The sequence below is a fragment of the Streptomyces sp. AV19 genome (assembly GCF_015999245.1).
Classification (GTDB): Bacteria; Actinomycetota; Actinomycetes; order Streptomycetales; family Streptomycetaceae; genus Streptomyces.
Map to the genome: position 1 here is coordinate 34,296 of NZ_JAEAMR010000006.1, position 23,550 is coordinate 57,845.

Here is a 23,550-nt window from a genome sequence, read left to right on the forward strand (position 1 = left end):
GGGGGCGCAGCCCCACCGAAGGCCAGGGGCGAAGCCCCGGTCGGGGTGCAGGGGGCAAAGCCCCCGCCACCGCCCGAAGGGCGGTTCGGGGCTGGGGCTTGCCCCGGAAGAAACGGTGAAACGGGGGTGCCCCCTCCGGGGGAGGGACCGGGGCATATTCCCCTCTCAAGCCCCCTCCCCCCGCCCCCTCCCCACCCGCCAACTCATCGCAAGAACCTGAGGTCACCCACCATGAACACCACCACCCCCCGACAACCCCCCTCACACCCCACCCCGTTCCTCCCCACGACACTCCGTCAACTCCCCTCCCTCGTAAAGGGATTCCTCGACGACCCTCACCACAGAACCCCCATCCCCGTCCCCGTCGAAGGCCGTGAAGACCTCACCGCCGCCCTCCACCTCGCCTCCCGGCTCTACTCCGGCATCCGCCCGCCCGAGCCCTTGGACACCGGCGTCGTCCTCGGCCCCGAGGACCTCCCCGACGGCGTCGCAGCCCTCGCACGCCCCCTCGCGCGCGAGTGGATCGACGAGGAGGAGCTGGCCGGCCGAGTCATCGACCACCCCACCCGCCTCCTCCTCATCGGCCGCTACGACCGCCTCACCCTCGATCCCCTCCGCCCCCTCCTCCTCCGCTCCCACCGCGGCGCGCCGCACGCGCTCAGCTTCCTCAGCGGCCGCGACGGCCCCTCCGTCGCCTGGAACGTCGCCAAGCAGTACGCCGTACCGAACAACTCCACAAACGCCATCGGCCTGTTCACCGACACCGACCGGCCACCCCACCCCCCCGGCGTCCGCGTCTTCGACGACCGCGACTTCGAACGCACCGACATCCAGGCCGAGATCCTCGGCACCGACTGGCGGCGCGTCGTCTTCCAGGGCCACGGCAAGGACGACAGCGTCAACCTCGGCGAGTTCACGATCTGCGGCCTGAGCCCGGCCGCGCCCGCCCGCCCCGGCCTGCTCGGCCCCCGCTGCGCCTACGGCCTGCCCTGCTACAAGCCCGAGGACAAGCTCGTCCCGCTGCACCGGGTGGCCGCCGCCGAGCTGGTGCTCAGCGCCTGCAACAGCGGGCCGCTGGCCGACCTGGCCCTGTACGACCCCAAGTACCAGCTGCTCCTCAACGCCCTGGACGGCCCCGCCCGCACGGTCGTCTCCGCGGTCTCCGTCCACGACTCCGACCGCCCGGAGAACGTGGCGTGGATGCGGGCCGCGCTCACCGGCGAGGACTCGGTGGACGCGCTCAACTCCAGCCTGGCGGGCTCCCACCCGTACCCGGCGTTCATGCGCTTCGGCGTACCACGTGCCACCCCCACGCCCACCACCCCGTCCGACCACGCCCCCGACCCACTCGTCCTCACCACCGCCCACAGGCTCACCGCGCTGCTGTCCTCGGGACTGCTGCCCGAGCGGCACCCGCTGCGCCCCCGGCTGACGAAGCTCGCCCGCAAGACGGACCTGTGGGCGGCACGCCCCACGCACCTGGCCGACCAGTCGGCCGAGGAGATCCGCGCCTCGCTCACCGCCGACCTCCAGTCCCTGGACCACGCGATCGCGGGGCAGGTCGCGGCGAACCCCGAGAACGAGCTCATGAACTATCCGGCCCACTTCGGCGACCGCAGCCGCCTCGACGCCGAGGTCCGCGAGGTCACCTGCCACTGCGGCCGCCCGGCCCAGGAGTTCACCCGCCGGGGGCTGGTCCCGTACGTGCTGGACACCACGTGCGCGGTCTGCATGCGCTGCGGCGACGTGACGTTCCGCGTCCCCGACGCGCCGCGCCTGCTGGCGTACGCGGACGACGAGGTCGCACAGGGCGGGGTGCTGGAGGTCCGCGCCGCGCTGACGCCCGCGCGCCGGGGGCCGGTGCGGCTGGGCCTGTTCGTCCCCGCCTACCTGCGCGAGGACACCACCGTCGAACCGGCCACGACCCGCGTGCGGGCCCCGGGCGGACGGACGGAGGAGGCCGTCTTCCGGGTGCGCTTCGCGCCGGACACCGCGCCCCAGGCGTACTACTTCACCGTCTTCGCCGTGCAGGACCTGGCCGTATCGACAGCCCGGCGGCACTTCGGAGTCGTACCCCACCGCACCTGACCACAACGGAAGGACGGCGACCATGGAGCAACGGACCGGATCCGCGCCCGCCATCGAACTCGTCGAGAAGAACGGCGAGTTGACTCTGAGCATCGGCGGCGAGCAGGCCATGCAGGCCTGGGAGCGGGACCTGATGTGGGCGAGCGCCGACATGCTGTGCGAGTACGGCGGCGAGAACGGCGGCGAGTTCTACGAAGTGGGGCTCGGGCTGGGCCTGTCGGCGCTGCGCATCGCGCGGAACCCGGCCACCCGCCGGCACACCGTCCTCGAACTCTTCGACGAGGTGGAGGACTTGTTCCGCGCCCGGCACCCCGACCTGCCGGACAACCTCTCCATCGAGCGCGGCGACTTCTTCCGGCGGATCTTCGAGCTGCCGTCGGAGAGCATCGACGGCATGTTCTTCGACCCCGCCCTGGACATGGAGGTCTGGACGGACCGGGCACTGTGGGAGCGGACGATGCCGGAGGTGGTGCGGGTGCTGCGCCCGGGCGGGGTGTTCGTCCCGTTCTTCAGCACCCGGCCGGAGCTGCGCTGGCAGTACGTGCCGCACTTCCGCAGCATCCGCGTCGAGCGACACCCGTTCACGGCGTACGACACCACCACGTACACGCACGGCACCAGCGGTGACGCCTACATCCAGTGCTACCGCAAGGACTGAGGCCCATACATGACCGGCCCCCGAGCGGTCGCTGGTCCACAGGGTGCACCCGGGACGGCCGGCGCGGCGGCGAGCGCCGCCGTTCTTCCCCTGCGCACCGGTCGCATGAACGCGTCTCCTCGCCGCGGCGGTGGCCGGTACCGGCGGAACCTCGTGGACCGCGGCCCCCGGGCACAGGCCGGTTCCGGCGGCCCCGGTCACTCCTCGATCGCCCCGCCCACCGACCGCAGGTGCTCGCGGAAGGTCAGGGACGGCGTCTCGCGGCGGCGGGCGAGGTAGCCGGCGAAGTCCACCTGGTCGCGAAGGGTGCGGCCGGAGCGGATGAGTTCGGCCTGGCGGTGTTCCGTGTCGCGGATCGACGCGGCCAGGGCGAGGAGTTCGGCGGTCCGGTCGGCGGGGACGAAGAGGACGCCGTCGTCGTCGCCGAGCACCACGTCGTCCGCGGAGACCGTCCATTCGCCCACGCGGGCCGAGGTCAGCGCGTCGTCGGGGCGTTCGCCGAGGTGGAGGGGGCCGGTGGGGACCGCACCCAGGCTGAAGACCGGGAGGCCGATGGCACGGACGTCGGCGGTGTCGCGGTGCAGGCCCCATACGACCAGTCCCTGGAGCCCGGCCGCCTGCGCCTCCAGGACGGCGAGGTCGCCGACGCACGCCTCGTCGAGGCGGCCCCCGTTGTCCACCACGAGGACCTCACCGGGCCCGGCCGCCTCGTACGCCTCCAGGAAGACGTCGACGCTGCCGACGTGCCGGGCCGGACGCACCCGTCCCGCCAGCCGGCCGCCGGGTTCCACGGCGGTCAGGGCGGCCGGGCCGCAGCGGACCGGAACGCCGGCCCGGACGCAGGCGTCGGCCACGTGGGCGGTGGTCAAGGTGCCGAAGCGCTCCTGGAGTTCCTGGTGGTTCATCGCTGTCCCCTCCCTGGTCACGGATGTCACCAGCGTCGCACGAGCGCGGGCGGCGGGCTGAGTACCCGTACTCATGCGCCCCACGGCCACGGGCGGGATGATCAGCGCATGACCGTCCGGAAGAGCCCTCTTGTCGCCGTCGCCCTGGCCGTCGTTACTTTGGCAGGTTGCAGCCGGCAGTTCGAGGACGACCTGTTCCGCGACATGAACGGCAAGGAGCCGTCCCGCTCCCCGGTGGCCTCCCCGTCCGTCCGGCCCGTGCCGCAGGGGGACGGGCCGCCCGGCTACTCCGACAACAGCCGGCCCCGGCGTCCGGGCGCCATGAGCCCGCGGGACGAGAAGCTCGCCCGGGCGAAGGCCGCCGAGGCCGGGCGCGCCCTGGAGGAGCTGCGCCGGCGCGGGACGGTCGACCCGGCGGACGTACGGCCGGTGATCCGGCGGCTGGCCGGTTCCTCGCGCTTCGTCGTGGGGGACCTGCTGGTGGGCACCCGGCAGGAGAAGGTGGCGGGCGCCGACTACGGGATCTGGATCGGCGGGACCGCCTGCGTCACGGGGGCCGTGTCCAAGGCCCGCGTGTGGGCCGAGGCCAACGGCCGCTACCTGGAGACCGGCTGCATTTCGCCGCCGCCCGCCCACTGACCGTTCCCGACCGCTTGCGACCGTTCCCGGCGCCGAACACGACGTCCGATGACCGCCGGTCGTCCCGGTCGACCCGGGCGAAGCTGGCCGGGTGACCACGAACGCCACGAAGACCCCGACGCACACACGCGTCGAACCCGGCATCCTGTACTTCGGCACCCCGGTGGTGCTCATCTCCACCCGCAACGAGGACGGGACGGCCAATCTGGCGCCCATGTCCTCGGCGTTCTGGCTGGGCTGGCGGGGCGTGCTCGGGCTCTCGGCGCGCTCGCAGACCGCGCGGAACCTGAGGCGCACCGGGGAGTGCGTGCTCAACCTGCCGTCGGACGCGATGGCCCCGGCCGTCGACCGGCTGGCGCTGACCACGGGCACGGACCCGGTGCCGGAGCGCAAGCGGGAGCGCGGATACCGGTACGAGCCCGACAAGTTCGGCCGGGCCGGTCTGACTCCGGTGGACTCGGAGACGGTGGCGCCGCCGCGGGTCGCCGAGTGTCCCGTCGCCATGGAGGCGGTGCTGGAGGCCGTGCGTCCGGTCGGTGAGGACGACGAGCGGCAGCGCGGCTCGATCGTGGCCCTGGAGGTGCGGGTGCAACGGGTGCGCGTGCACGAGGAGATCCGGGCGGCGGGGACGCCCGACCGCATCGACCCGGACGCCTGGCGCCCGTTGATCATGAGCTTCCAGCACTTCTACGGACTGGGCCCGCGGGTGCACCACTCGACGCTGGCGAGCATTCCCGAACGCCTCTACCGCGGGCCGGACATCGAGCGCGCCCGTGCCGTGGCGGAGCGCTGACGGCACGGGCGGGTTCGGGCGGCCCTCACTGCTTCTTGTCGGTCTTCTCCTCCCGGGCCGGCGGCTTGTCGTCCTGGCCCGGGGTGGGCTTGCCCGGGGCCTTGCGGGGCGCCTTGTCGTTCTTCGGGACCTCGACCTTGGTCTTGGAGAGGAACGTCTTGCCGTTGTGTCCGCCGCACGACGCCTTCTCCTCGGCGGTCATGGGACGGGTCTTGACGATCACGGTGTTCTTGACGCCGTCGGTGTCGTTGGGGGCCGGGCTGGTGATGGTGTCGTCCCAGAACCAGTAGTAGTGGCCCCAGTGCGGGTCGTCGTAGTGGGTCTGCCACCGCCCGTCGACCTCCCGCATGACCTGGGCCCGGGAAATCCAGCCGACTTCGCCGGGCTTGACGGTCATGCCCATGCTTCCGCCGTCGGAATGCTCGGTGGTCCACGTGTGCCCGTATTTCGCGGTGACGCTGAGGTCGACTATTCCGGCGATCTTTCCGCCTGCGGTGATGGAAACATCCAGCGAATCGGTGGAGCCGACCTTGTCGGACCAGTTCAGGCCCTGAGTGGCGTCCGATGTGCTGCAGTTGTAGAGGGTGTTGGACACCTGGTGGTAATTCCCCAGGTACGCCTTGCCGACCTGCGGGTCGTTGAACGTGCATTTGCCGACGCCGCTGGCGCAGTCGGCCATCAGCTGGTCGGTGGTCGGCTCGCTGTCCGCGGAGGCCGGGAGCGCGGCGGCGCCCAGCGCCACGGCGGCGGCCGCGCCGACGAGCAGGGCGCGCCCGCTCCTTCTCATCAGGATGTTCGCCATGAGTAACACCTGTGACCTTTCAACCGGTCCGGAATGTGCGGTTCCTTTTCCGCCCGGCCCACATTGCGCGGCCAAGGCCGCACCGGGACACCAAATCCGGGTAAAGCCCCCGTGAAGTGGCCCGGTTCACCACCCGGCACGACCGATAGACGCTTTCTCCGGGGAAATTCGCATTCCATCTCCCGCCAGGTCAGACGGCCGTCGGCCAGTCCCAGCCGAGCTGGAGGAACATTCCGAGGCGGTCGCTGACGGCGCGGATCCCGGAAATCCGCTCCCCCTTCACGGTGAAGAACCAGATCTGCTCCACCTCGAAGGACCGGCCGGTGGGCCGGGGCATCCGCGGATGGGTCCCGGTGTGCGTGCCGGAGCCGTCACACGGGCCACGACCGTGTCGCCCTCGGCGACGAGCACGTCCGCCCGCATCCGGAACTCGCCGAAGGCGGCGAGCTGTTGGCGGATCCCCTCGAAGGCGGCGCCGGGTTCGTCCGGCTCACCGAAGATGATCTTGTTGTGGTCGACCACGTCCGGCGCCAGATGGCGCGGCAGGTCCTCGACCCGGCGCTCATTCACGGCACGAAGGAAACCCTCGACGACCCGCTTGCCACCCATGACCACTCCCCATCTCTTACTACGTAAGTTTCGAACTCCCTCACCCTCGCCTTACAATGTAAGAAAGTCAAGTGCGGCGGGAGAGCGAAGTGACGGCGAAGCGGACGCGGGGCGAGCGGGCCGGGCTGACCCGGGACCAGATCCTGGACGCGGCCCTGGACCTGGTGGACCGGGAGGGCGTCAAGGGCCTCACCATGCGCAGGCTCGGCGCCGCCCTGGGGGTGGAGGCGATGACGCTCTACCACCACGTACCGAACAAGGACGCGCTGCTGGACGGCCTGGTGGAACGGGTCTTCGGCCGGGCCCTCCCGGTGGCCGCCGGGGACACCGGCTGGCGCGACTGGCTGCGCGCCTACGCCGGGGCGCTGCGCGCTACGCTGCTGCGCCACCCCGGCGTCCTGCCGCTGGCGGCGTCACGCCCCGCCGTCACCCCCGCGACGCTGGACGCGGTGGAGCGGGGGCTGGAGGTACTGACGGCGGCCGGGTTCCCGCTGGGACGGGCGGTGCACGCGCTCAACACGCTGTCCCTGCTGGTGATCGCCCACACGGCGGCCGAGCGCGCCGTCGGCACCTCCGACGGCACCGGCTCGGCGGCCTGGCTGCGCACGCTGGAGGCCGAGCGCTACCCCCTGGTCACGGAGGCGGCGCGGAGCGGGGCGGGGACGGACGACGCGGAGCGGTTCGCGTTCGCGGTGGAGGCACTGCTGGCCGGCTTCGCCGAACAGCCGGGCCGGTAGGCGGAGTTCACCGCTCTACGGCCGCTCCCCCGTCACCTCGCGGATCACGTCGTCGAGCACCGCGCGGGACCGGTGCAGGTCCTTGATCTCCCGGTCGAGCCGGTCCCGCTCGCCCAGCAGGTTCCCCACCAGCTCCGGCGAGGCCGTCTCGTGCCCGCCGTGGCCGGGCATGCAGGGCAGCACCTGGGCGATCTTGTTGCTGCACAGACCGGCCGCGAACAGTTCCTGGATGCACATGACGCGGTCCACGGCCGCCTCGCCGAAGTACCGGTGCCCGCCCGCCGTGCGCTCCGCCGTCAGCAGGCCCTGCTGCTCGTAGTAGCGCAGGGCGCGCTCGCCGACGTTGGCCCTGCGGGACAACTCCCCGATCCGCACGGTCTCTTCCCCCGGGGTCGTTCCTTGCGCGGCGTCCCCGACTCGAACCTGACGCCGATGTCAGATCTTACGGTCCCCCCATGACACACGACACGTCCTCCCCTCTGCCCACCCCCTTCACCATGGGCACGCTCCGCCTCAAGACCGCATCGTCATGGCTCCCATGAGCGGCCCTGCCCTTCATCGCCGCGCCGGACCGACCGCCGGCGGCGGGTGGCGTGATCTTCGCGCAGCTGACGCACGGCGGCCGGGCCGCCCATCCGCTCACCAAGCTCCGGAAGCGCCCCGGCCGTCCCGAAGACCATGCCCCGCGCGGGGACCGCCGAGGTGGTGGACTGCTACGCCGCGGCGCCCGCGTGAACCTGTTCCAGGTGCCACCACTGGGCGGGACTGTCGAGGTCCTCGCCCTGCCGGACGTTGGCGCCGTCGTCCGTGGACGCGTCCGCGACCTCCAGCAGCAGGCCGCTGATGTGCGCGACGAGCGCGACCGCGCCCTCCGGGTCCAGCAGCCGCTCGACGAGCCACTCCTGGGCGCCGTAGCCGTTGGCCTTCCACTGCTGGACGTTGGCGCCGTTCTCGACGGAGGCGCCGGCGACGTCCAGACGCTTTCCGCTGTTGACGTTCACCACGTGGTGCAGACCGCTGCCGGGGTGCACGGGGGTCACGTGCCAGAGCTGGGCGGGGGTGTCGGCGTCCTTGCCCTGCTGGACGTTGGCGCCGCTGCCCTTGCGGCCGTCGGCGACTTCGAGGAGGAGGCCGCTGTGGACGTTGCGGATGCGGTACGTGCCGTGCATGGCTGTGTGGTGCCCCCGTGAGTGCTGTGCTCGAACGGTCGATCGTAGCTGGTGGTGGGGGGTGGAGGGGGCTTGCCCCGGCCCCGCCCTTTCACCGTTTCCGCAGGGGCTGCGCCCCTTCGCGACCCCGCTGCGCGGGACGCGCCATGGGCGGGACGCGCCATGGGCGGGACGCGCCATGGGCGGGACGCGCCATGGGCCCCCGAAGTGCCCTTCGGGCGCTGTCCTCGAACTCCCCGGAGGGGGCGGACCCCCGGACGAGCTGAACAGTGCGCCCGATCCAGCCATTCCATTCCCGCACTTGAGCACGAACGCGACGCAGCCACGCTGCGGAGTTCCGGGGCGGAGCCCCCGACCCAGCCCGTCCGGCGTTTGAGGACGAGCGGCGGAGCCGCGATTCGGGTTCCGGGGCAGAGCCCCGGAACCAGCCGGTCCGGCTCTTGAGGACAAAACGGCGAAGCCGCTTTGCGGGGGGCCGGACGGAGCCCCGAAACCAGCCCGTCCGGCGTTTGAGGACAACCGCGCGGAGCGCGGTTGCGGGGGCCAGGGGCGGAGCCCCAGCAGGGGCGCAGGGGGCGGAGCCCCCGCCCACCGCGCGGAGCGCGGACCCCGCGCGCACCGCGCAGCGCCCCGCTCCCCGCCCCGCGCAGCGGGGTTACGAAGGGGCGCAGCCCCTGCGGAAACGGTGAAAGGGCGGGGCGGGGGCAAACTCCCCCCGGCACCGCAGACCGGCACCACGGACCCGGCCGCGAGGAGGCCCAAGTGACCAGCGGCTACCGCGCGTTGTTCCGCCGCCCCGGCACGGCACAACTGGCGGCCGCCGCCCTGCTGGGCCGCCTGCCCAACGGCATGCTGGGCCTCGCCTTCGTCCTCGTCCTCCTGGAGGAGACCGGCTCGTGCGCGGCGGGCGGCGCGGCGGCCGGCCTCCACACGCTGACCGCCGCCGTCTCCGGCCCCCTGTGGAGCCGCGCCGCGGACCGCGCGGGCCCGCGCGCCGTCCTCCTGGTGACGGGCACGGGCCAGGCACTGGTCCTGACGGCGGTCGCCGTCCTGGCCGCCAGGACGGAGAACAGACTCGCGCTCGTCGCGCTCGCGGCCGCGAGCGGCGTGCTGCCGCCACCGCTCGGGGCGATCATGCGGGCCCTGTGGTCGAGGACGCTGGCGGACGACCCCGGCGCCAAGGCCGCGGCGTTCGCGTACGAATCCGTCGTGGTGGACGTCGCGTTCGTCCTCGGGCCGTCCCTGGTCGCCGGCCTGGCCGCGCTCGGCGGACCCTCGCTGGCGCTGCTGTGCGCGGCGGTCGCCACCGCCACGGGCTGTCTCGCCACCGCCGCGAGCTCCCGCGTCGGAGCGGCCGCCCGCCCGAACGGCGTCGGCCGGAACGAGCCGGGACCGCTGCGCCGCCCGGCGGTGCTGGGCGTGCTGCCGATCGGGTTCCTGCTGCTGGGCAGCGTCAGTGCGGCGGAGGTGTCGCTGGTGGCGTACGCGGACGGGGCGGACCGGCGCGACGCCGCGGGACCGCTGATCGCGGCACTGGCGGCGGGCGGCGTGCTCGGCGGCCTCTGCCAGGGCGGACGGCGGAAGACAGGGGCGCCCGCCCGGCGGCTGACGGTCCTGCTGGCGGCGCTCGCGGCGGGCTGGGCGGCGCTGGCGGCCTGTCGCGGCCTCTGGCAGCTGGGCGGCCTCCTCGTGCCGGCCGGGCTGTTGCTCAATGCGGCGGTGACGGCGCAGTTCCGCACGCTGGACGAGGTCGCGCCGCGCGAGGCGCTGACGGAGGCGTTCGGCTGGCTCAACTCCCTGGGCGCGGCGGGCTCGTCGGCCGGCGCGGCCGCCGCGGGGGCGGTGGCGGGCCCGGGGCCGGACCCGGGCGCCGGCTTCCTGCTGGCGGCCGGCTGCTGCGCGGCGGGCTGCGCCGTGGCCGTGGCCTGCCGGGGGACATGGCAACGCGTCGTCCCCCTGCCGGTTCCGGTGCCGGCACAAAAACGACCGGGGCCGCCCGGGGGGGGTCCCCCCCCGCGGCCCCCGGGGACACCCCCCGGGGAACCCCCCCCCCCCCGGGGGGGGTGTTTAGCCCGCGGGGGGGGTGGCCCCGCGCCCCCGGGGGCCGGCCCCCCCCGCGCCCCGTTGCGGGGGGCGCTCTGCGGGTGATGCGCGGCCTTCGCATGAGGGTGAACTCCTGCCGGGGGGGCGCGATGCTGGCGGGGGGCCGGCGGCCGACGAGGGGGGGGGGGGGTGCGGCACGCGGGTGCCGCACCCCTGTCACTCCGCTCGTCCGGCCGCCGGGCCGGTCACTCGGCGGGGTGGACGACGATCGTGTCGTGGGCCGACGCGAAGACCGGCTCGCCCAGTTGGATGCCGACCTGTACCTGGCCGTGGGCGGTGTCCTCGATCCGCAGGGCCGGGTAGAGCGACACCCAGGCGTCCTTGCCGGGGCCGCTCGGCTCCAGGTTCAGCGGGACGGCCGGGCAGGTGAGGGTGCGGTGGTCGGCCGACAGCACGCCCTGCGCGACGATCTCCTGGCTCTCGTCCGTCCAGCGGGTGAAGGCGACGTGGTCCTCGGTGAAGTGCGTGCCCTCGGGTGCGGTGAAGACGGCCTTGACCGTGCCGATGACGCGCTGCCCAGTGTTGCGGACGACGAACGGCGGGTAGACCCAGCGGTCCTGCCCGGCGGTCACCTCCAGCCGCGCGGTCTTCACGGTGGCGCGCAGACTGGTGTCGATGCTGCGGGGCGCGGTGTAGCGGTAGTAGACGCTGCCGATCTGGAAGGCGTCCTCGTGCTTGGCGGGGTCCCAGCCGAGGGCGCTGGGCGAGCCATCCGGGTTGAGGGCCTGGGGCCACACCAGGAAGCGGTAGTAGCCCGGCTTGTCACCGAACTGCCGCAGGTCCAGGGCGGGCAGGGTCACCTTGCGGCCCGTGCCGGAGTCGCGGTGGCCCTCGGCCTTCTGCAGCTGCGGCTCGGGGGTGTAGTGGGACGGCGTGCCGTCCTCGTGGACGAGCTGGTAGTACACGTGGTCGCTGTTGTTGCCCGCCACACCCTGCTCGCCCTGACGCAGATTGACGAGGTCGATGACGAACTTGTCGCCGGGAATACGGCCGTTGTCCGAGACGTATCCGAATCCGGCCTGACTGTTGGGAGAGCCGCCCCAGTTGTTGTCGTAGGGCAGCCGCACGAACGGCCGGCCGACCTTCTCCGGGTCGTTCTTGTTCCAGGCGCCGGCGAGCACCTCGATCTCCGGTTCGGCCGTGCGGACGTCCCCGCTGTCGAGGATGACGTCGACGCGGATCCGGTACGTACGTCCGTAGGCGGGCCGGGGATCGGCGTCGACGTTGAGGTCGCCGCGGAGGGTGAAGGTGATGAGGTCGGCGTCGTCGAGGAAGGTGAGATCGATGACCTCGAACTCCTGGTCTATGCCGCCGCGGCCGCGCTTGACCTCGGCGGCGTTGACGCCCGCCTGGCCATCGCCGGTGTAGGAGTAGCGAACCTCCTTGATCTTCACGCCCATCGGGACGCGGATGCGGCCGTCGTAGCGGAACTCGCTGTCCCAGGTGGCGAACCGGTTGGCGTACCCGAGGGTGCGGATACCGGCCCATTCCGGGTCCGGGACCGCGGCGTCGGAAAGTATGACCAAGGTGTCGGACTCGCTCATGCGGATTCGTCTCCTCTTCGCTGAAGGGGGCGTGGAACTGGCCGTCCAATTCGCCGCGCATACGTATCCCCGGAATATCCGCCCGGATTGCCGCCGCGGCGTTGCCAGTTGTGCGCTACACGGGTTCGGAAGGGTGATGACAGACCCCGGCCGGGGAGACGAGCGGCAATTCAAATACGGCTCCTGACGGGGCATCAATCATGTGGAAGGCGATCTCGGCCAACGGCCGGACGCGGCTGGAGCGGACGCGTCCGGCCGGGACGGCGGAGCATGGCGAGCGAAGCACCGGCCTTCAACCACCTCTCCTGTCGCACCGATCACAACGTTCCCCACAGGCACCGCAGCGAACGGCGTCCACGGGGAGCGCAGCAGGACCGGGAGATACAAGGCACCCCGACCGGCCGGACAGCAGAAGTATTGACGACCTCCGGAGCGCGGCTTGATTTTTTGGTCTGCGGGAACACGCGACGCCAACTCCTGTATTTCTCGCCGTTTATCGGGCAGCGGCCGGACAGACGCTCTTGACGTGATCCGCCCGTTGTGAACGCTTCGTTGATCAGCTGGACAGGCGGGGGTTCCGGCGTCCACCTGCCCTTGCTCCGCCCGCAACACCCTTCGGGAATCCGCCGGAGGACTCGTTTATCCCCTGCTCGGCGCGCGCGATTCCGGTCCTGATCCCTCCGTGAGGCGAACCACAGACCGGGTTCGCTTGCCGGGCGAATCGTCCGGTATGACCATTACCGCGCACCACGTGATGGAATGCCCTCGCGAGGGACCGCGCCCGGATAACCGGCCGGAGGTCGTCCGGATTCTCTTCGCGGCCCGATAGGCACGGCGGTCGTTCAGCAATTGTTTATCGGCGTCCCGCGCGCGGTGCGCGCAGGCTGCCGCTCAATCGGCAACGTCCAGTAGGTGCCGCACTCCGCGAACAGGGCGGTATCCGAAGGCGTTCGCGGCGGCGGTCGAGTCGTACACCCGGTCCAGGCGGTCGGGCACGGGCCACCCGCGGTCGCGGAACGCCTTGAGGACATCCGGGGCACGGCCGGCGAGGACCGCACCCGCGTCACGGTGGAGGGCGAGGCAGTCCTCCCGGTGGAACGGGTGCGGTCCGGAGATGTTGAACGTGCCGTTCACGGTGGCGTGTGCCGCGGCCAGGACCCCCGCGTCGGCGACGTCGGCCACGTCGACCGCCCGGTGCAGGAGGTGGCGGGCCCGCACGGGCAGCGGCTCCGGAAAGCAGCGCGCTATGCGCAGCGTGACGTAGGGGACGCCGCAGGCGGCGACCAGCTCCTCGGCAGCCAGTTTTGTCTCGTCGTAGATGTCCCGGGGAAGCGGCTTGAGCCGCTCGTCCACCCAGACCGCGCGGTCGGTGGGCACGAGGGCATGTCCGTAGACGCTCGTGCTGCTGATGTAGAGAACACGCCGGACGTCGAAGTGGGCGGCGTCGTCGAGCAGTTCCGCGGTCACGCCGACGTTCACGGCGCGGAACTCCTCATCGGGCAGGCGCCCGACGTGCGGGGCATGCAGCGCGGCGGCATGGACGAGGACATCGGCCGACTCCAGTGCGACCCGCCGCACGCGCCGGTCGCGCAGATCTCCGACGACACCCGTCCGACAGCCGGGCACCCGGTCCACGCCGCGAACGGCCCACCCGGCCGCGCCGAAAGCCGCCGCCAGGGCAGACCCGACCCGGCCCGAACTCCCGGTCACCACAACCACCCCGGCAGGGGCTCGCCTTCGCTGCGTGCGCACGCCCGGATTCTGTCATGCGCGCACGAAACCGCCCGGGGGAGGCCCCACTTAACGCACGCACACGTCAGCGGGGCTCCCGGGCAGCACAGAAGACTTCTAGTAGCCCGTCCCCTCGCTGCCGCTCCGCCCGGTCCTCGCCCGCGCCGAGAGGTTCCCACCGCAGGGACCACGACCTCGGGCGAGCCGACGTGGTGTTCCTCCACAACCCTGAGCAAGCTGCCCGCCACCGGCCCCAGATCCATGCGCGGGTCCGGGAGGCATTCGCCGTGCTGGAGGAGTTCGCCGACGCGGGCCGGATCGCCGGGTATGGCATCGCCACCTGGTCCGGGTTCGAAGCCGACGCCTTCACCGTCCCCGACCTGCTCGCCCTCGCCCGGCAGGCGGCCGGCGGCGATACCCACCACCTGATCGCGGTGCAGCAACCGGTCAGCCTGGCCATGGACCGCCCGATCCGCCAGGCGCTCGACGGCCGCGGACCGCTCGTCCAGGCCCACGCCGCCGGGCTGACCACGTTCGCCTCGTCACCGCTGCACGGCGGCGAGCTGATCGGTCTGGTGGCCCCTGAGCTGGTGGAGTTCATCCGCCCCGGCCTCTCGTCGGCTGCCGCGTGCCTGCTGGCGGCCGCGTCAACCCCGAGTCTGGACGTCGTCCTCCTCTCCGCCAGCAGCTCCGCGCGCTGGACTGAGGCCGCTGCCTCTCTCGCCCTACCGTTGGACGCCCGACGACTGACGGAGGTCACCGATGTATGCGCCGCCGGATGAGCACCGTGAAAGGGGGAACCGCATGCGCATTGCTGTGGCTTACAACGAGCTCCGGAAGGAGTCAGCGCCTGAGCCGGGATTCCTGTCCCAGGAGCATGCCGAGTCGCTTTTCCGCACCATCCGGAAACTTGGGCACGATGTGATTCCCGTGGAGGTCTCCGGACCGGTTGGCCAAGTCGCTGAGCACTTGACGAGATGCCGGCCCAGCTTGGTCTTCAGCGTCGCCGAAGGCCCGCGATCAGGATGGCGTCAGGCTCTCTATCCGGCCCTGTTCGACGATCTCGGACTGCCGTTCACAGGATCGCCGGCCCAGGTGCTGGCGACCTCCCTGGACAAGAACCTGACGAAGCTGCTGCTCTGCCGCCATGGGGTTTTGACGCCCCCGTGGCAGTTCGTACGGCATGTCGACGAAATAGACATGGCTTCACTGGCACTGCCGGCCATCATCAAGCCCAACTTCGAAGGCTGGTCCACAGGAATCACTCAGGACTCGGTCGTGTTCTCGCCGCAGGAGGCGTTCCGGAAGGTCAGATACCTTCTGACCCGGTTCCCGGACGGGATCCTCATAGAGGAGTTCATCGCCGGGAAGGATCTTTCCGTCGGCTATCTGGAGGCGGTGGAAAACAGCTACGGCGGCGTGCTCGCTCCCATTGAGTACATCTACCCTCGGTCGCCCGCCGACCACGCATTTGCCGTGCTCGACTACCGGCTGAAGAACGGTGAAGAGAATGCCCCGGTGGGCCGGATCCATGCACAAATCGACGATACGGTCAGCGCAGCGATCCGGCGCGCAGCGATGACTGCCATCGGGGCGCTGGGCTGCTGCGACATGGCACGGGCGGACTTCCGGCTCACCCCGAGCGGCACCCCCTACCTGCTGGAAGTCAATGCTGCCCCCAGCCTGCAACCAGGCAGGGGCATGGGCGCCGCCGACCCTGTACCCGGCGAACACGCCCTCCGTAACACCGCTGACGCGGTCATCACTTCTGCTGCTCGCCGACAACAACACTGACCGGTCCGGTGAGTTCTCGCAACCGCTCAGGTGGAATCGTGACCGCGTGAGCGGGGACTGTGCGGGGGCTCCTCGGTGGCGCGGGTGCGCCTCCGATGATGGTGTCAGACCGCCCCTGTGAGGAACGGACGGTAGTGGGCGACGCTGGTGCAGACATCGTCGGCGCCATCTCCGCAGGTGTCTGTCCCCCGGGAGGGGATGCCGACGAGGACGCCGTTGATGACCGCGGGGCCGCCGCTGTCGCCGCGGCAGATGCCCTGGTTGGTCTTGAGTGGCTTGCCGCAGGACATGCTTCCGGTGTTCAGCGCCGGGGCGAGGCCTTCCAGCGGGCCGCCCTCGGTGCCGCCGATTTTGAGGTTCAGGCCGCCGAAGAACGCCCGGCAGGAAGCGGGGGTCTCCACGGTCTCCTGGAGTGCCTGGAGGTTGACGGCGAGGGTTCTGCCATTGTTCTTGGTGAGGCCTCAGCCGGTCACGTCAGCGCCGAACCCGGCGTGGGATCATTGGTGGCGAGCATCGCGAACCGGACGCTGCCGGACTCCGCGACCGGGCCGGAGAACGCCAGTAGTACGACGTCGTTGGCGAGCGTCTCGCGACCATCCCACCTTCACGAACGGCACCACGGCAGACTAGCGGTGATCGGCTGTCCCCTCTTGACTCACAGTCCGTTCGGATACCCATCGGCAACCCGCTGCCCGAGAGGCCCAGGCCGTGAACGGGCAAGGACCGCTCCGGCCGGAAAGGGGCGCTCGCGTCGGCGCTGCGCGGTACGCTCCGGCCGGCCCGGACAGCTCGTCCCGGCACGAGCGCCGGCAGCTCGCACGGCATCCCATGAACCGACTGCGCTGACCCAGCCTCTCCTACAGACAGGTTCCGCAGATGACGACGGTGAAACAGCACGACCCGATCCCCACGGCACCAGGGGCGCTGCCCCTGCTCGGCCACGCCCTCCCGCTGCTGCGCGACCCTCTGGGCTTCCTCGCGTCCCTGCCGGCCCGGGGTGAACTGGTACAGATCGGCATCGGCCCTCAACGGGTGGTCATGGCGTTCTCACCTGAACTGATCCGTCAGATCCTGCTCGACGACCGCACCTTCGACAAGAGTGGCCCGCTCTTCGACCAGGCGAGGGAAATCCTTGGCGACGGTCTCGTTACTTGCCCGCACGCCCGGCACCGGGGCCAGCGGCGGATGATCCAGCCTGCCTTCCACCCCACTCGTCTCACGGCCTACGCCCCTGTCATGACCGAACGGATCAGCTCCGTCACCGACGCCTGGAGGAATGGTCAGAGCATCGACGTGCTGTCCCAGATGGTCGCGTTGACCTCCCGGGTCATGCTGACGACGATGTTCGGCACCGCACTCGGCGCGGCGCAGACCGCCCAGGCCATGGACGACTTCACGGTCCTCTTCTCCGGGCTGTACAAGCGCGTACTCCAGCCGGCCTGGCTGAGGCGGCTGCCCCATCCCGTCAACCGCCGCTTCCACCGTGCCAATGCCCGGCTCCGGGCCACCGTCGCCACCCTCGTCGCCGAGCACCGCACCCACGACACGCCCCCTGCCGGCCGCCGCCAGGACGGCACGGAACACGACAGCAACCTGCTGTCAATGCTCCTGGCCGCCCGGGACACCGGGACCGACGGCCGAGGGCTGACCGCCGTGGAACTGGCCGACGAGACCGTCACCTTCTTCCTCGGCGGGATCGAGACCACCGCCGCACACCTGGCCTGGACCCTGCACCTATTAGCCCAACACCCCGACATCGAACACCGCCTGCACACCGAGGTCGACACCGTGCTGGCCGGTCGGCCGCCCGCACCCCAGGACCTGCCCCGCCTGGAGCTGACCGGCTGGATCCTCACCGAGACCCTCCGTCTGTATCCCCCCGCCTGGCTGCTCAACCGAACAGCCACCGCCGACACCCACCTCGCCGAGCACCTGATCCCGGCCGGCACCACCATCGCCTTCAGTCCGTACCTCATCCAGCGTCATCCCGGCCTGTATCCCGATCCCGAACGTTTCGACCCCGACCGCTGGCGGACACCTTCCTCACGCAGGGACGCCTACCTCCCCTTCGGCGGCGGAGCCCGCAAGTGCATCGGGGACGCCTTCGCCCTCACCGAAGCCACCCTCGCTCTGGCCCACATAGCCGCCCACTGGCAACTGCGCCCCACCCCCGGCGCCCGTGCCCGCACCCAAGTCCGGGCCACGCTGCGGCCCCAAGGCCTGCGTATGCAGACCGTGGTACGCGACGACCGCCCCCGCAGGACGTGAACGTCACCTCCTGGTGGCGCCGGGAATAGTGATCTCGGATCTCCAAGTCCCTGACAAAATCCCGGACTTGAGGCTGACCACGTGCTTTCAAAGCGCACGCGCAGGCGTGCTGCCCGAGCCGTCCGAAACCCCCTGTCCGCGGAACGACCCCGTTTCCCGGGCGGGGCGGGGTGGGTAGCGTCCTGTAGCTGTCCGACTGGTCGTTAGGTGGGAGGCGGGAGGCCGATGCGTGAAGCCGGTTCGCTTGCCCTGGTGGTATCAGACCGACCCGGCTTCCCCGGTCGAAGGCGGAGGAAAACGATGACCGAGACGAGCGACGGCGTCTTACGTGGCTCTGGGCCCGATTCTGCGCCCGCGTCACTGCCTGCCGAGAGTGGACCCGGCCCGGCCCTTGCCGCCTCCGGCGGCTTCGGGGCGGCGGAGCGTGCCGTGCGGCGTGCCGCCGATCACCTCCTGGCGGCGCAGGATGATGAAGGGTGGTGGAAAGCCCCTCTGGAGACCAACGTCACCATGGATGCCGAGGACTTGATGTTCCGGCAGTTCCTCGGCATCCAGGACGAGCGCCTCACCACTGCGACCGGCCGCTGGATCCGCGCGCAGCAGCGCGAGGACGGCGCGTGGCCCACCTCCCACGGCGAACTCGGAGACCTCTCCACCACCATCGAGGCCTACGTGGGGCTCCGCCTGGCCGGGGACGCCCCGGACGCGCCGCACATGGCGTCGGCCGCGGCGTGGGTGCGCGATCAGGGGGGCATCGCCGCCAGCCGGGTCTTCACCCGTATATGGATGGCCCTGTTCGGCTGGTGGAAGTGGGACGACCTGCCCGAACTGCCGCCGGAGCTCATCTACTTCCCGAAGTGGTTCCCGCTCAACATCTACGACTTCTCCTGCTGGGCCCGCCAGACCATCGTGCCGCTCACCATCGTGTCAGCGAAGCGCCCGGTGCGGCCCGCGCCGTTCGCGCTCGACGAGCTGCACACCGACGCCGCCGTACCGAATCCGGTCAAGCTCCCCGCGTCGGTGGCGAGTTGGGACGGCGTCTTCCAGCGGCTCGACAAGGCGCTGCACGCCTACCACAAGGCCGCGCCGCGCCGCCTGCGCGAGGCAGCGATGAACAGCGCCGCGCGCTGGATCATCGAGCGGCAGGAGAACGACGGCAGCTGGGGCGGCATCCAGCCCCCGGCCGTGTACTCGATCATCGCGCTGCACTTGCTCGGCTACGACCTGGACCACCCGGTCCTGAAGGCGGGCCTGGAGTCGCTCGACCGGTACGCCGTGTGGCACGAGGACGGGGCGCGGATGATCGAGGCCTGTCAGTCGCCGGTCTGGGACACCTGCCTCGCCACCATCGCGCTCGCCGACGCCGGGGTGCCCGCCGGCCATCCGCAACTGGTGAAAGCCGCGGACTGGATGCTGAGCAAGCAGATCACGCGGCCCGGCGACTGGTCCGTACGCAGGCCCCGGCTGGCCCCGGGCGGCTGGACCTTCGAGTTCCACAACGACAACTACCCCGACACCGACGACACCTCCCAGGCCGTCCTCGCCCTCCTCCGCACCGGCCATCCCGACAGGAGCCGCATCGACGCCGCGGTGAACAGGGGGGCCCGCTGGCTCGTCGGCATGCGCTCGAAGAACGGCGCCTGGGGTGCCTTCGACGCCGACAACACCAGTCCCTTCCCGAGCCGGCTGCCCTTCTGTGACTTCGGCAAAGTCACCGACCCTCCCTCCGCCGACGTCACCGCCCACGTCATCGAGGCCCTCGCCGCCCTCGGCCCGCAGCACACCGCCGTCACCCGGCACGCCATCGACTGGCTCCTGGCCGAACAGGAGGACAACGGCGCCTGGTACGGCCGCTGGGGAGTCAACTACCTCTACGGCACGGGGGCCGTCGTCCCCGCACTGGTCGCGGCCGGCCTGCCCGCCGCCCACCCGGCCGTCCGCCGCGCCGCCGGCTGGCTGGCCTCGGTACAGAACCCCGACGGCGGCTGGGGCGAGGACCTACGCTCCTACTCCGACCCCCAATGCGCCGGCCGGGGGGACTCCACTGCCTCGCAGACCGCCTGGGCACTGATGGCGCTGCTCGCCGCCGACGAAGCCGATAGCGACGCGGTCGAGCGCGGAGTGCGCTGGCTCACCGACACCCAGCTGGAGAACGGCTCCTGGGACGAGCCGCACTTCACCGGGACCGGCTTCCCCCGCGACCTCCCCATGAACTACCACCTGTACCGCACCGTCTTCCCCCTCACCGCCCTCGGACGCTACCTCCAACGGCAACGATGACGGTGCGGCTCGTCCTCGGGGAAGGGCTGAGGGGGGACGGTGAAGGGATGAAGCCCTGGGACAGGACGGGCTGCGGGGGCGAAGGCGGGGATGACGGGCAACCCTGAGGCGGAGTACTCCCGGCGGCCGACCGCGGTCGTGGTCCACGACCCGGTGCGTTTCGGTGCGCTGGACCGTCTGAAGGCCGTGGCCGTGGAGCAACTCACGGACCGGTTCCTCTTCCGGGACCACCCTGACATCCCGCGCTTCGCTTCTGAGTATCAGGCCTTCGCAGAAGCCGTCACAGCCGCGGGCATCGCATGCGTCCAGGTATCCGACCTCGTGGAGGACACACCTGTGATCCTGCAGGCCTTGCGGGGGCCGAACTTGATGTTCACCCGGGATGCAGCGATCACCCTGCCCTGGGCCCCCGGCGTCTACCTGCCTTCCCGGATGGCCAAGCCGATCCGACGCTCCGAAACCGCCGTCATGTCCTTGGTGCTGGAGCGACTCGGCTTGAGGCGAGTGGAGTGGGGCGGGAGGGAAGACGACTGTCTGGAGGGCGGTGACGCCGTCCCTTTCGCCCGAGGCAGGCACCGCTGCCTGCTCGTCGGCTACGCCCGGCGTACCACCCTGAGCGCCGTGTACCGTCTGGGCGAGGCACTGATCCCCGCTTTGGCCGACGAGATCGTGGCCATCGAGCTCGCCCCCTGGCGGATGAACCTCGACGGAGGCTTCCTGCCCGTCGCCGAGGACGTGGTGGTCGCCCATTCGCCCAGCGTGCTGTCCGCCCTCCTACTCGACACCACCGGCAGTCGGCCCGTCGACCTGTTCGGCATGCTGCGCGAGCAGGAGATCACGATCATTGACGTCAGCCGGGACCAGTCCTGGCTCCAGCAAGCCTGCAACTACCTCTGCCTGGGAAACCGGACCGTGATCGGCTACAACATGGCCGACGACGTCGTCCACCGCATGCGCGATGCGGGCCTGACCGTCATCACCATCGCCGGAGACGAACTGGTCAAAGGACGCGGAGGCCCCCGCTGCATGTCTCGACCCGTCTACCAGCGTCTTGCCGCCAGGAGGTCTGGCCGGGGGTAAGAGCACCGCGACGGCGTACGGCGGCCGGATCGTGTTCACCGATACGGGCACCATGGCGATCAGCCGTCGTTCACTGCATTGATGGGCACTTCGTACCGTCGAGTCCGGCGCGAATGAACGTGGACAGAGTCCCCTCCTTCGGCGACCACGGCCACCACCGGGGACCGGACCTCAGAAGCATGCCCTCGACGGCGGAGCGGGCGGGATCGGCCGGGGGGCCTTCCCCCCGAAGGGTGGACAGCGATCGATACGGTTATGCCGCGAGTGCCATGTTATGTGACATCTCGTAGGCGAGGGGGCTGAGGTGCCCGTTCGCCGAATGCCGGCGCCAGGTGTTGTAGCGCGCGAGCCAGCGGAAGACCGCGCGCCGGCAGGTACCGGGCCCGTCCCAGCGGCGGGCACCCTTGAGGGTCTCCCGTTTCAAAGACGCGTGAAAGCTCTCGCAGGCGGCATTGTCCGCGCTCGTGCCGACGGCGCCCATGTACTGTGTGACGCCCAACGCGGCGCACAGCTCGGCGAATTGACGAGACTGATATTGCGCTCCGTGATCGCTGTGGAAGATGGCGCCAGCGAGGCTGCCGCGGGTGACGGTGGCCATCTTCAGCGTGTCGGCGACCAGGTCCGTGCGCATGTGAGAAGCGATCGACCAGCCCACCACCCGGCGGGAGAAGCAGTCGAGGACCGTGGCGGGATAGCGGAACTCTACGTCCCCGACGGGGAGATAGGTCACATCGCCCATGTACTTGAGGTTCGGCGCGGTGAAGGCCCGCTTGAACAGGTCCGGCACGGGCGTCGCCGAGGGCTCGGGGATCGCGGTCCGCACCCGCTTGCGCAGCCGGAAGCCGGCGATATGGAACTTGCGCATCACCCGTGCGACCTTCTTCTCGCTGATCCGCATGCCGTACTCGTCGCGGAGCTCGGCGGTGACACGTGGCGAGCCATACGTCCCGCCGGACTCCGCGTGGATGACGGCGATCCTCTCGGCCAGCGCCTCGTCCGCGCACTCCCGCGCGGCGCGGGCCTCACGCCCGTCCCGCCACTTGTAGTAACTGGAGCGGGCGACCTCGAGCACCTGACACAGCCGCTGGACCATGAAGGTCTCGCGATGATCCTCGATGAACTGGCAGCGGCTGCTCACCAGCTCATCTCCGAGGCGAAAAGCTTCGTCGCCTTCCGCAGGATGTCCCTCTCCTGGGCGAGCGTCGCGTTCTCCTTGCGCACCGTCTTCAGCTCCGTGCGCAGGGCCGCTATCTCGGCCTCCAGGTCCTCCCGCGTCTTCGCGGCCTCGCTCACCTTCGCGTCCCTCACGTTCTCGCCCGCCGCACTGCGGCGGGCCCGCTCGGCCCGCACCCAGTTACGCAGCGTCTCCCTGCTGATGCCGAGGTCCGCCGACACGCCCTCCAGCGTGTGGCCCGGGTCCGACAGGTACAGCGCGACGGCGTCCTGCTTGAACTCCGCCGGGTACACCTTCATCACCATCGGGAACATCTCTTCCTCTGGACCTCACAGCCCAGTGTTCAGGATGTTCACCTATCAGGGGGAAGCGCCGGGTTCATGTCGGAGACGCAGGCCGTGCAGACTGCCCGCCGCGAACCGCACCCGGCCCTCGTAGCCCCGTACCTGCGTCCTCGGCCTCCCGTCCCCAGGCACGGAGCCACCGTCATCCGCCACCCGGCCCCGCCGTCGTTTCGGCGCGTGGGGTGGGGACGGAGACCATGGTGAGACGGCCGGTGCGGGCGGCTTGCGCGCACGAGTAGCGCCGGAGGGCGGGCAGCGGCGCGAGACGGCGGATGAGCGGCATACGGGAGTCGGGCCCGTAGCGGCGGACGCCGGCAGTGGCCGGGCGGGGAAGAAAGGCGTTGCCGAAGCGCACGAGTGCGGGCCGGCCGGCGTGGGCGAGGCCGGTACGCAGATCGCGCAGGATGTGCTCGGCGAGATCCCGTTGCGCGTCCGCCGCCTTCTGTGATCCGTACAACCGTGAGTGCAGGCGGAGAGTGTTGAAGGAATCGTCGGCTACGTCCTCGTCGTATCCGACACAGTCGGCGACGATCTCGTCCCGGGCGAAGACGTGCCGGGCCAGGCCCATGAACTCCTCGTCCACGGGCAGGTCTGCCAGGGGCATGGCAAAGTGCAAGAGCAGGCGGATATGTGCCGAACGGCCATAGCAGGTCTCACGGATGATCTCGTCATGCAGCGGTGACGGGGCTCTTTGAAATTCCCCACCCCCTGCTCAGGGCTGGGACAGACCTGCTCACGCTGCTTCCCCACCCTCGGCGCGCCGAGCGAACGATGGCGGAGACGCCGCGAGACATCTCCGCCCTGGCCTGCGCCAACCAGAGAGATGACCGCA

General features: G+C 71.0%; 23 protein-coding genes. 12 read left to right on the plus strand and 11 right to left on the minus strand.

The features are described 5' to 3' along the window. Positions 1 to 231: 231 nt before the first annotated feature. Positions 232 to 2,088: a hypothetical protein gene (locus I5Q34_RS07925; RefSeq protein ID WP_199891477.1), complete on the plus strand. Its 1,857-nt coding sequence runs from the start codon at positions 232 to 234 to the stop codon at positions 2,086 to 2,088. Between the two features lie 22 nt (positions 2,089 to 2,110). Beyond that, entirely contained in the window at positions 2,111 to 2,746 is a 636-nt protein-coding gene (locus I5Q34_RS07930; RefSeq protein WP_199891478.1) for a class I SAM-dependent methyltransferase, read from the plus strand. A gap of 197 nt (positions 2,747 to 2,943) precedes the next feature. Here the strand turns inward: I5Q34_RS07930 and I5Q34_RS07935 are convergent, their stop codons facing one another. After that, entirely contained in the window at positions 2,944 to 3,651 is a 708-nt protein-coding gene (locus tag I5Q34_RS07935) for an RraA family protein (RefSeq protein ID WP_199891479.1), read from the minus strand. Between the two features lie 108 nt (positions 3,652 to 3,759). On the opposite strand from I5Q34_RS07935, the gene I5Q34_RS07940 reads away from it, so the two are divergent. Beyond that, positions 3,760 to 4,290 (plus strand): hypothetical protein, encoded by a 531-nt coding sequence (locus I5Q34_RS07940; protein WP_199891480.1) that lies wholly within the window; start codon positions 3,760 to 3,762, stop codon positions 4,288 to 4,290. A gap of 91 nt (positions 4,291 to 4,381) precedes the next feature. Then, a complete protein-coding gene (locus I5Q34_RS07945) occupies positions 4,382 to 5,083 on the plus strand; it encodes a flavin reductase family protein (protein ID WP_199891481.1) in 702 nt (233 codons plus the stop codon). A gap of 25 nt (positions 5,084 to 5,108) precedes the next feature. Here the strand turns inward: I5Q34_RS07945 and I5Q34_RS07950 are convergent, their stop codons facing one another. The 3 genes from I5Q34_RS07950 to I5Q34_RS34470 form a co-directional block, all read right to left on the minus strand. Next, positions 5,109 to 5,885, minus strand: coding sequence for a hypothetical protein (locus tag I5Q34_RS07950; RefSeq protein WP_234428607.1), 777 nt, complete (start codon positions 5,883 to 5,885; stop codon positions 5,109 to 5,111). A 190-nt stretch (positions 5,886 to 6,075) separates the two neighbouring features. After that, complete coding sequence (locus I5Q34_RS34465; RefSeq protein WP_234428608.1) at positions 6,076 to 6,222, minus strand: ester cyclase; 147 nt, start codon at positions 6,220 to 6,222, stop codon at positions 6,076 to 6,078. Further along, complete coding sequence (locus I5Q34_RS34470; protein ID WP_234428640.1) at positions 6,165 to 6,419, minus strand: ester cyclase; 255 nt, start codon at positions 6,417 to 6,419, stop codon at positions 6,165 to 6,167. Before I5Q34_RS34470 ends, I5Q34_RS34465 begins: the two co-directional genes overlap by 58 nt. Between I5Q34_RS34470 and I5Q34_RS34475 the strand changes: the two genes are divergently transcribed. Both I5Q34_RS34475 and I5Q34_RS07960 read left to right on the plus strand, forming a co-directional pair. Next, the gene (locus I5Q34_RS34475; protein ID WP_234428693.1) at positions 6,336 to 6,521 is read left to right on the plus strand and encodes a hypothetical protein; all 186 of its coding nucleotides are present in this window, start codon (positions 6,336 to 6,338) and stop codon (positions 6,519 to 6,521) included. The two genes, I5Q34_RS34470 and I5Q34_RS34475, sit on opposite strands and share 84 nt — an antisense overlap. 62 nt (positions 6,522 to 6,583) lie before the next feature. Beyond that, the gene (locus I5Q34_RS07960; protein ID WP_277965731.1) at positions 6,584 to 7,231 is read left to right on the plus strand and encodes a TetR/AcrR family transcriptional regulator C-terminal domain-containing protein; all 648 of its coding nucleotides are present in this window, start codon (positions 6,584 to 6,586) and stop codon (positions 7,229 to 7,231) included. 15 nt (positions 7,232 to 7,246) lie between these two features. Here the strand turns inward: I5Q34_RS07960 and I5Q34_RS07965 are convergent, their stop codons facing one another. Beyond that, positions 7,247 to 7,606, minus strand: coding sequence for a MerR family transcriptional regulator (locus I5Q34_RS07965; RefSeq protein WP_199891483.1), 360 nt, complete (start codon positions 7,604 to 7,606; stop codon positions 7,247 to 7,249). A 338-nt stretch (positions 7,607 to 7,944) separates the two neighbouring features. After that, positions 7,945 to 8,400, minus strand: a complete 456-nt coding sequence (locus tag I5Q34_RS07970) for an RICIN domain-containing protein (protein ID WP_199891484.1) — start codon at positions 8,398 to 8,400, stop codon at positions 7,945 to 7,947. Between the two features lie 762 nt (positions 8,401 to 9,162). On the opposite strand from I5Q34_RS07970, the gene I5Q34_RS07975 reads away from it, so the two are divergent. Continuing rightward, complete coding sequence (locus I5Q34_RS07975; protein WP_199891485.1) at positions 9,163 to 10,548, plus strand: MFS transporter; 1,386 nt, start codon at positions 9,163 to 9,165, stop codon at positions 10,546 to 10,548. 140 nt (positions 10,549 to 10,688) lie between these two features. On the opposite strand, the gene I5Q34_RS07980 is transcribed toward I5Q34_RS07975, so the two are convergent. Continuing rightward, positions 10,689 to 12,047: a hypothetical protein gene (locus tag I5Q34_RS07980; RefSeq protein WP_199891486.1), complete on the minus strand. Its 1,359-nt coding sequence runs from the start codon at positions 12,045 to 12,047 to the stop codon at positions 10,689 to 10,691. 891 nt (positions 12,048 to 12,938) lie between these two features. Then, complete coding sequence (locus I5Q34_RS07985) at positions 12,939 to 13,757, minus strand: NAD(P)-dependent oxidoreductase (RefSeq protein ID WP_199891487.1); 819 nt, start codon at positions 13,755 to 13,757, stop codon at positions 12,939 to 12,941. A gap of 308 nt (positions 13,758 to 14,065) precedes the next feature. On the opposite strand from I5Q34_RS07985, the gene I5Q34_RS07990 reads away from it, so the two are divergent. Together I5Q34_RS07990 and I5Q34_RS07995 are read left to right on the plus strand one after the other, a co-directional pair. Beyond that, on the plus strand, positions 14,066 to 14,560 hold the full coding sequence (locus tag I5Q34_RS07990; protein WP_277965421.1) for a hypothetical protein: 495 nt from the start codon (positions 14,066 to 14,068) through the stop codon (positions 14,558 to 14,560). 22 nt (positions 14,561 to 14,582) lie between these two features. Beyond that, the gene (locus I5Q34_RS07995) at positions 14,583 to 15,572 is read left to right on the plus strand and encodes a hypothetical protein (RefSeq protein ID WP_199891489.1); all 990 of its coding nucleotides are present in this window, start codon (positions 14,583 to 14,585) and stop codon (positions 15,570 to 15,572) included. A gap of 104 nt (positions 15,573 to 15,676) precedes the next feature. Here I5Q34_RS07995 and I5Q34_RS35735 read toward each other — a convergent pair whose 3' ends face one another. Further along, complete coding sequence (locus I5Q34_RS35735) at positions 15,677 to 15,973, minus strand: trypsin-like serine protease (RefSeq protein ID WP_277965420.1); 297 nt, start codon at positions 15,971 to 15,973, stop codon at positions 15,677 to 15,679. 475 nt (positions 15,974 to 16,448) lie between these two features. Between I5Q34_RS35735 and I5Q34_RS08005 the strand changes: the two genes are divergently transcribed. From I5Q34_RS08005 to I5Q34_RS08015, 3 genes are all read left to right on the plus strand, one after another. After that, positions 16,449 to 17,840 (plus strand): cytochrome P450, encoded by a 1,392-nt coding sequence (locus tag I5Q34_RS08005; protein WP_199891490.1) that lies wholly within the window; start codon positions 16,449 to 16,451, stop codon positions 17,838 to 17,840. 300 nt (positions 17,841 to 18,140) lie between these two features. Continuing rightward, complete coding sequence (gene shc, locus I5Q34_RS08010; protein WP_199891491.1) at positions 18,141 to 20,120, plus strand: squalene--hopene cyclase; 1,980 nt, start codon at positions 18,141 to 18,143, stop codon at positions 20,118 to 20,120. Positions 20,121 to 20,210: 90 nt separating this feature from the next. After that, complete coding sequence (locus tag I5Q34_RS08015; RefSeq protein ID WP_199891492.1) at positions 20,211 to 21,200, plus strand: dimethylarginine dimethylaminohydrolase family protein; 990 nt, start codon at positions 20,211 to 20,213, stop codon at positions 21,198 to 21,200. Positions 21,201 to 21,453: 253 nt separating this feature from the next. Here the strand turns inward: I5Q34_RS08015 and I5Q34_RS08020 are convergent. Both I5Q34_RS08020 and I5Q34_RS08025 read right to left on the minus strand, forming a co-directional pair. Next, positions 21,454 to 22,679, minus strand: a protein-coding gene (locus I5Q34_RS08020) for an IS3 family transposase (protein WP_199891493.1) whose coding sequence is annotated in 2 segments (ribosomal slippage) — positions 21,454 to 22,361 and positions 22,361 to 22,679 — 1,227 coding nt in all. Because the reading frame shifts where the segments join, the coding sequence is not laid out codon by codon here. A 181-nt stretch (positions 22,680 to 22,860) separates the two neighbouring features. Continuing rightward, positions 22,861 to 23,322, minus strand: coding sequence for a hypothetical protein (locus tag I5Q34_RS08025; RefSeq protein ID WP_199891494.1), 462 nt, complete (start codon positions 23,320 to 23,322; stop codon positions 22,861 to 22,863). Between the last annotated feature and the right edge of the window lie 228 nt (positions 23,323 to 23,550).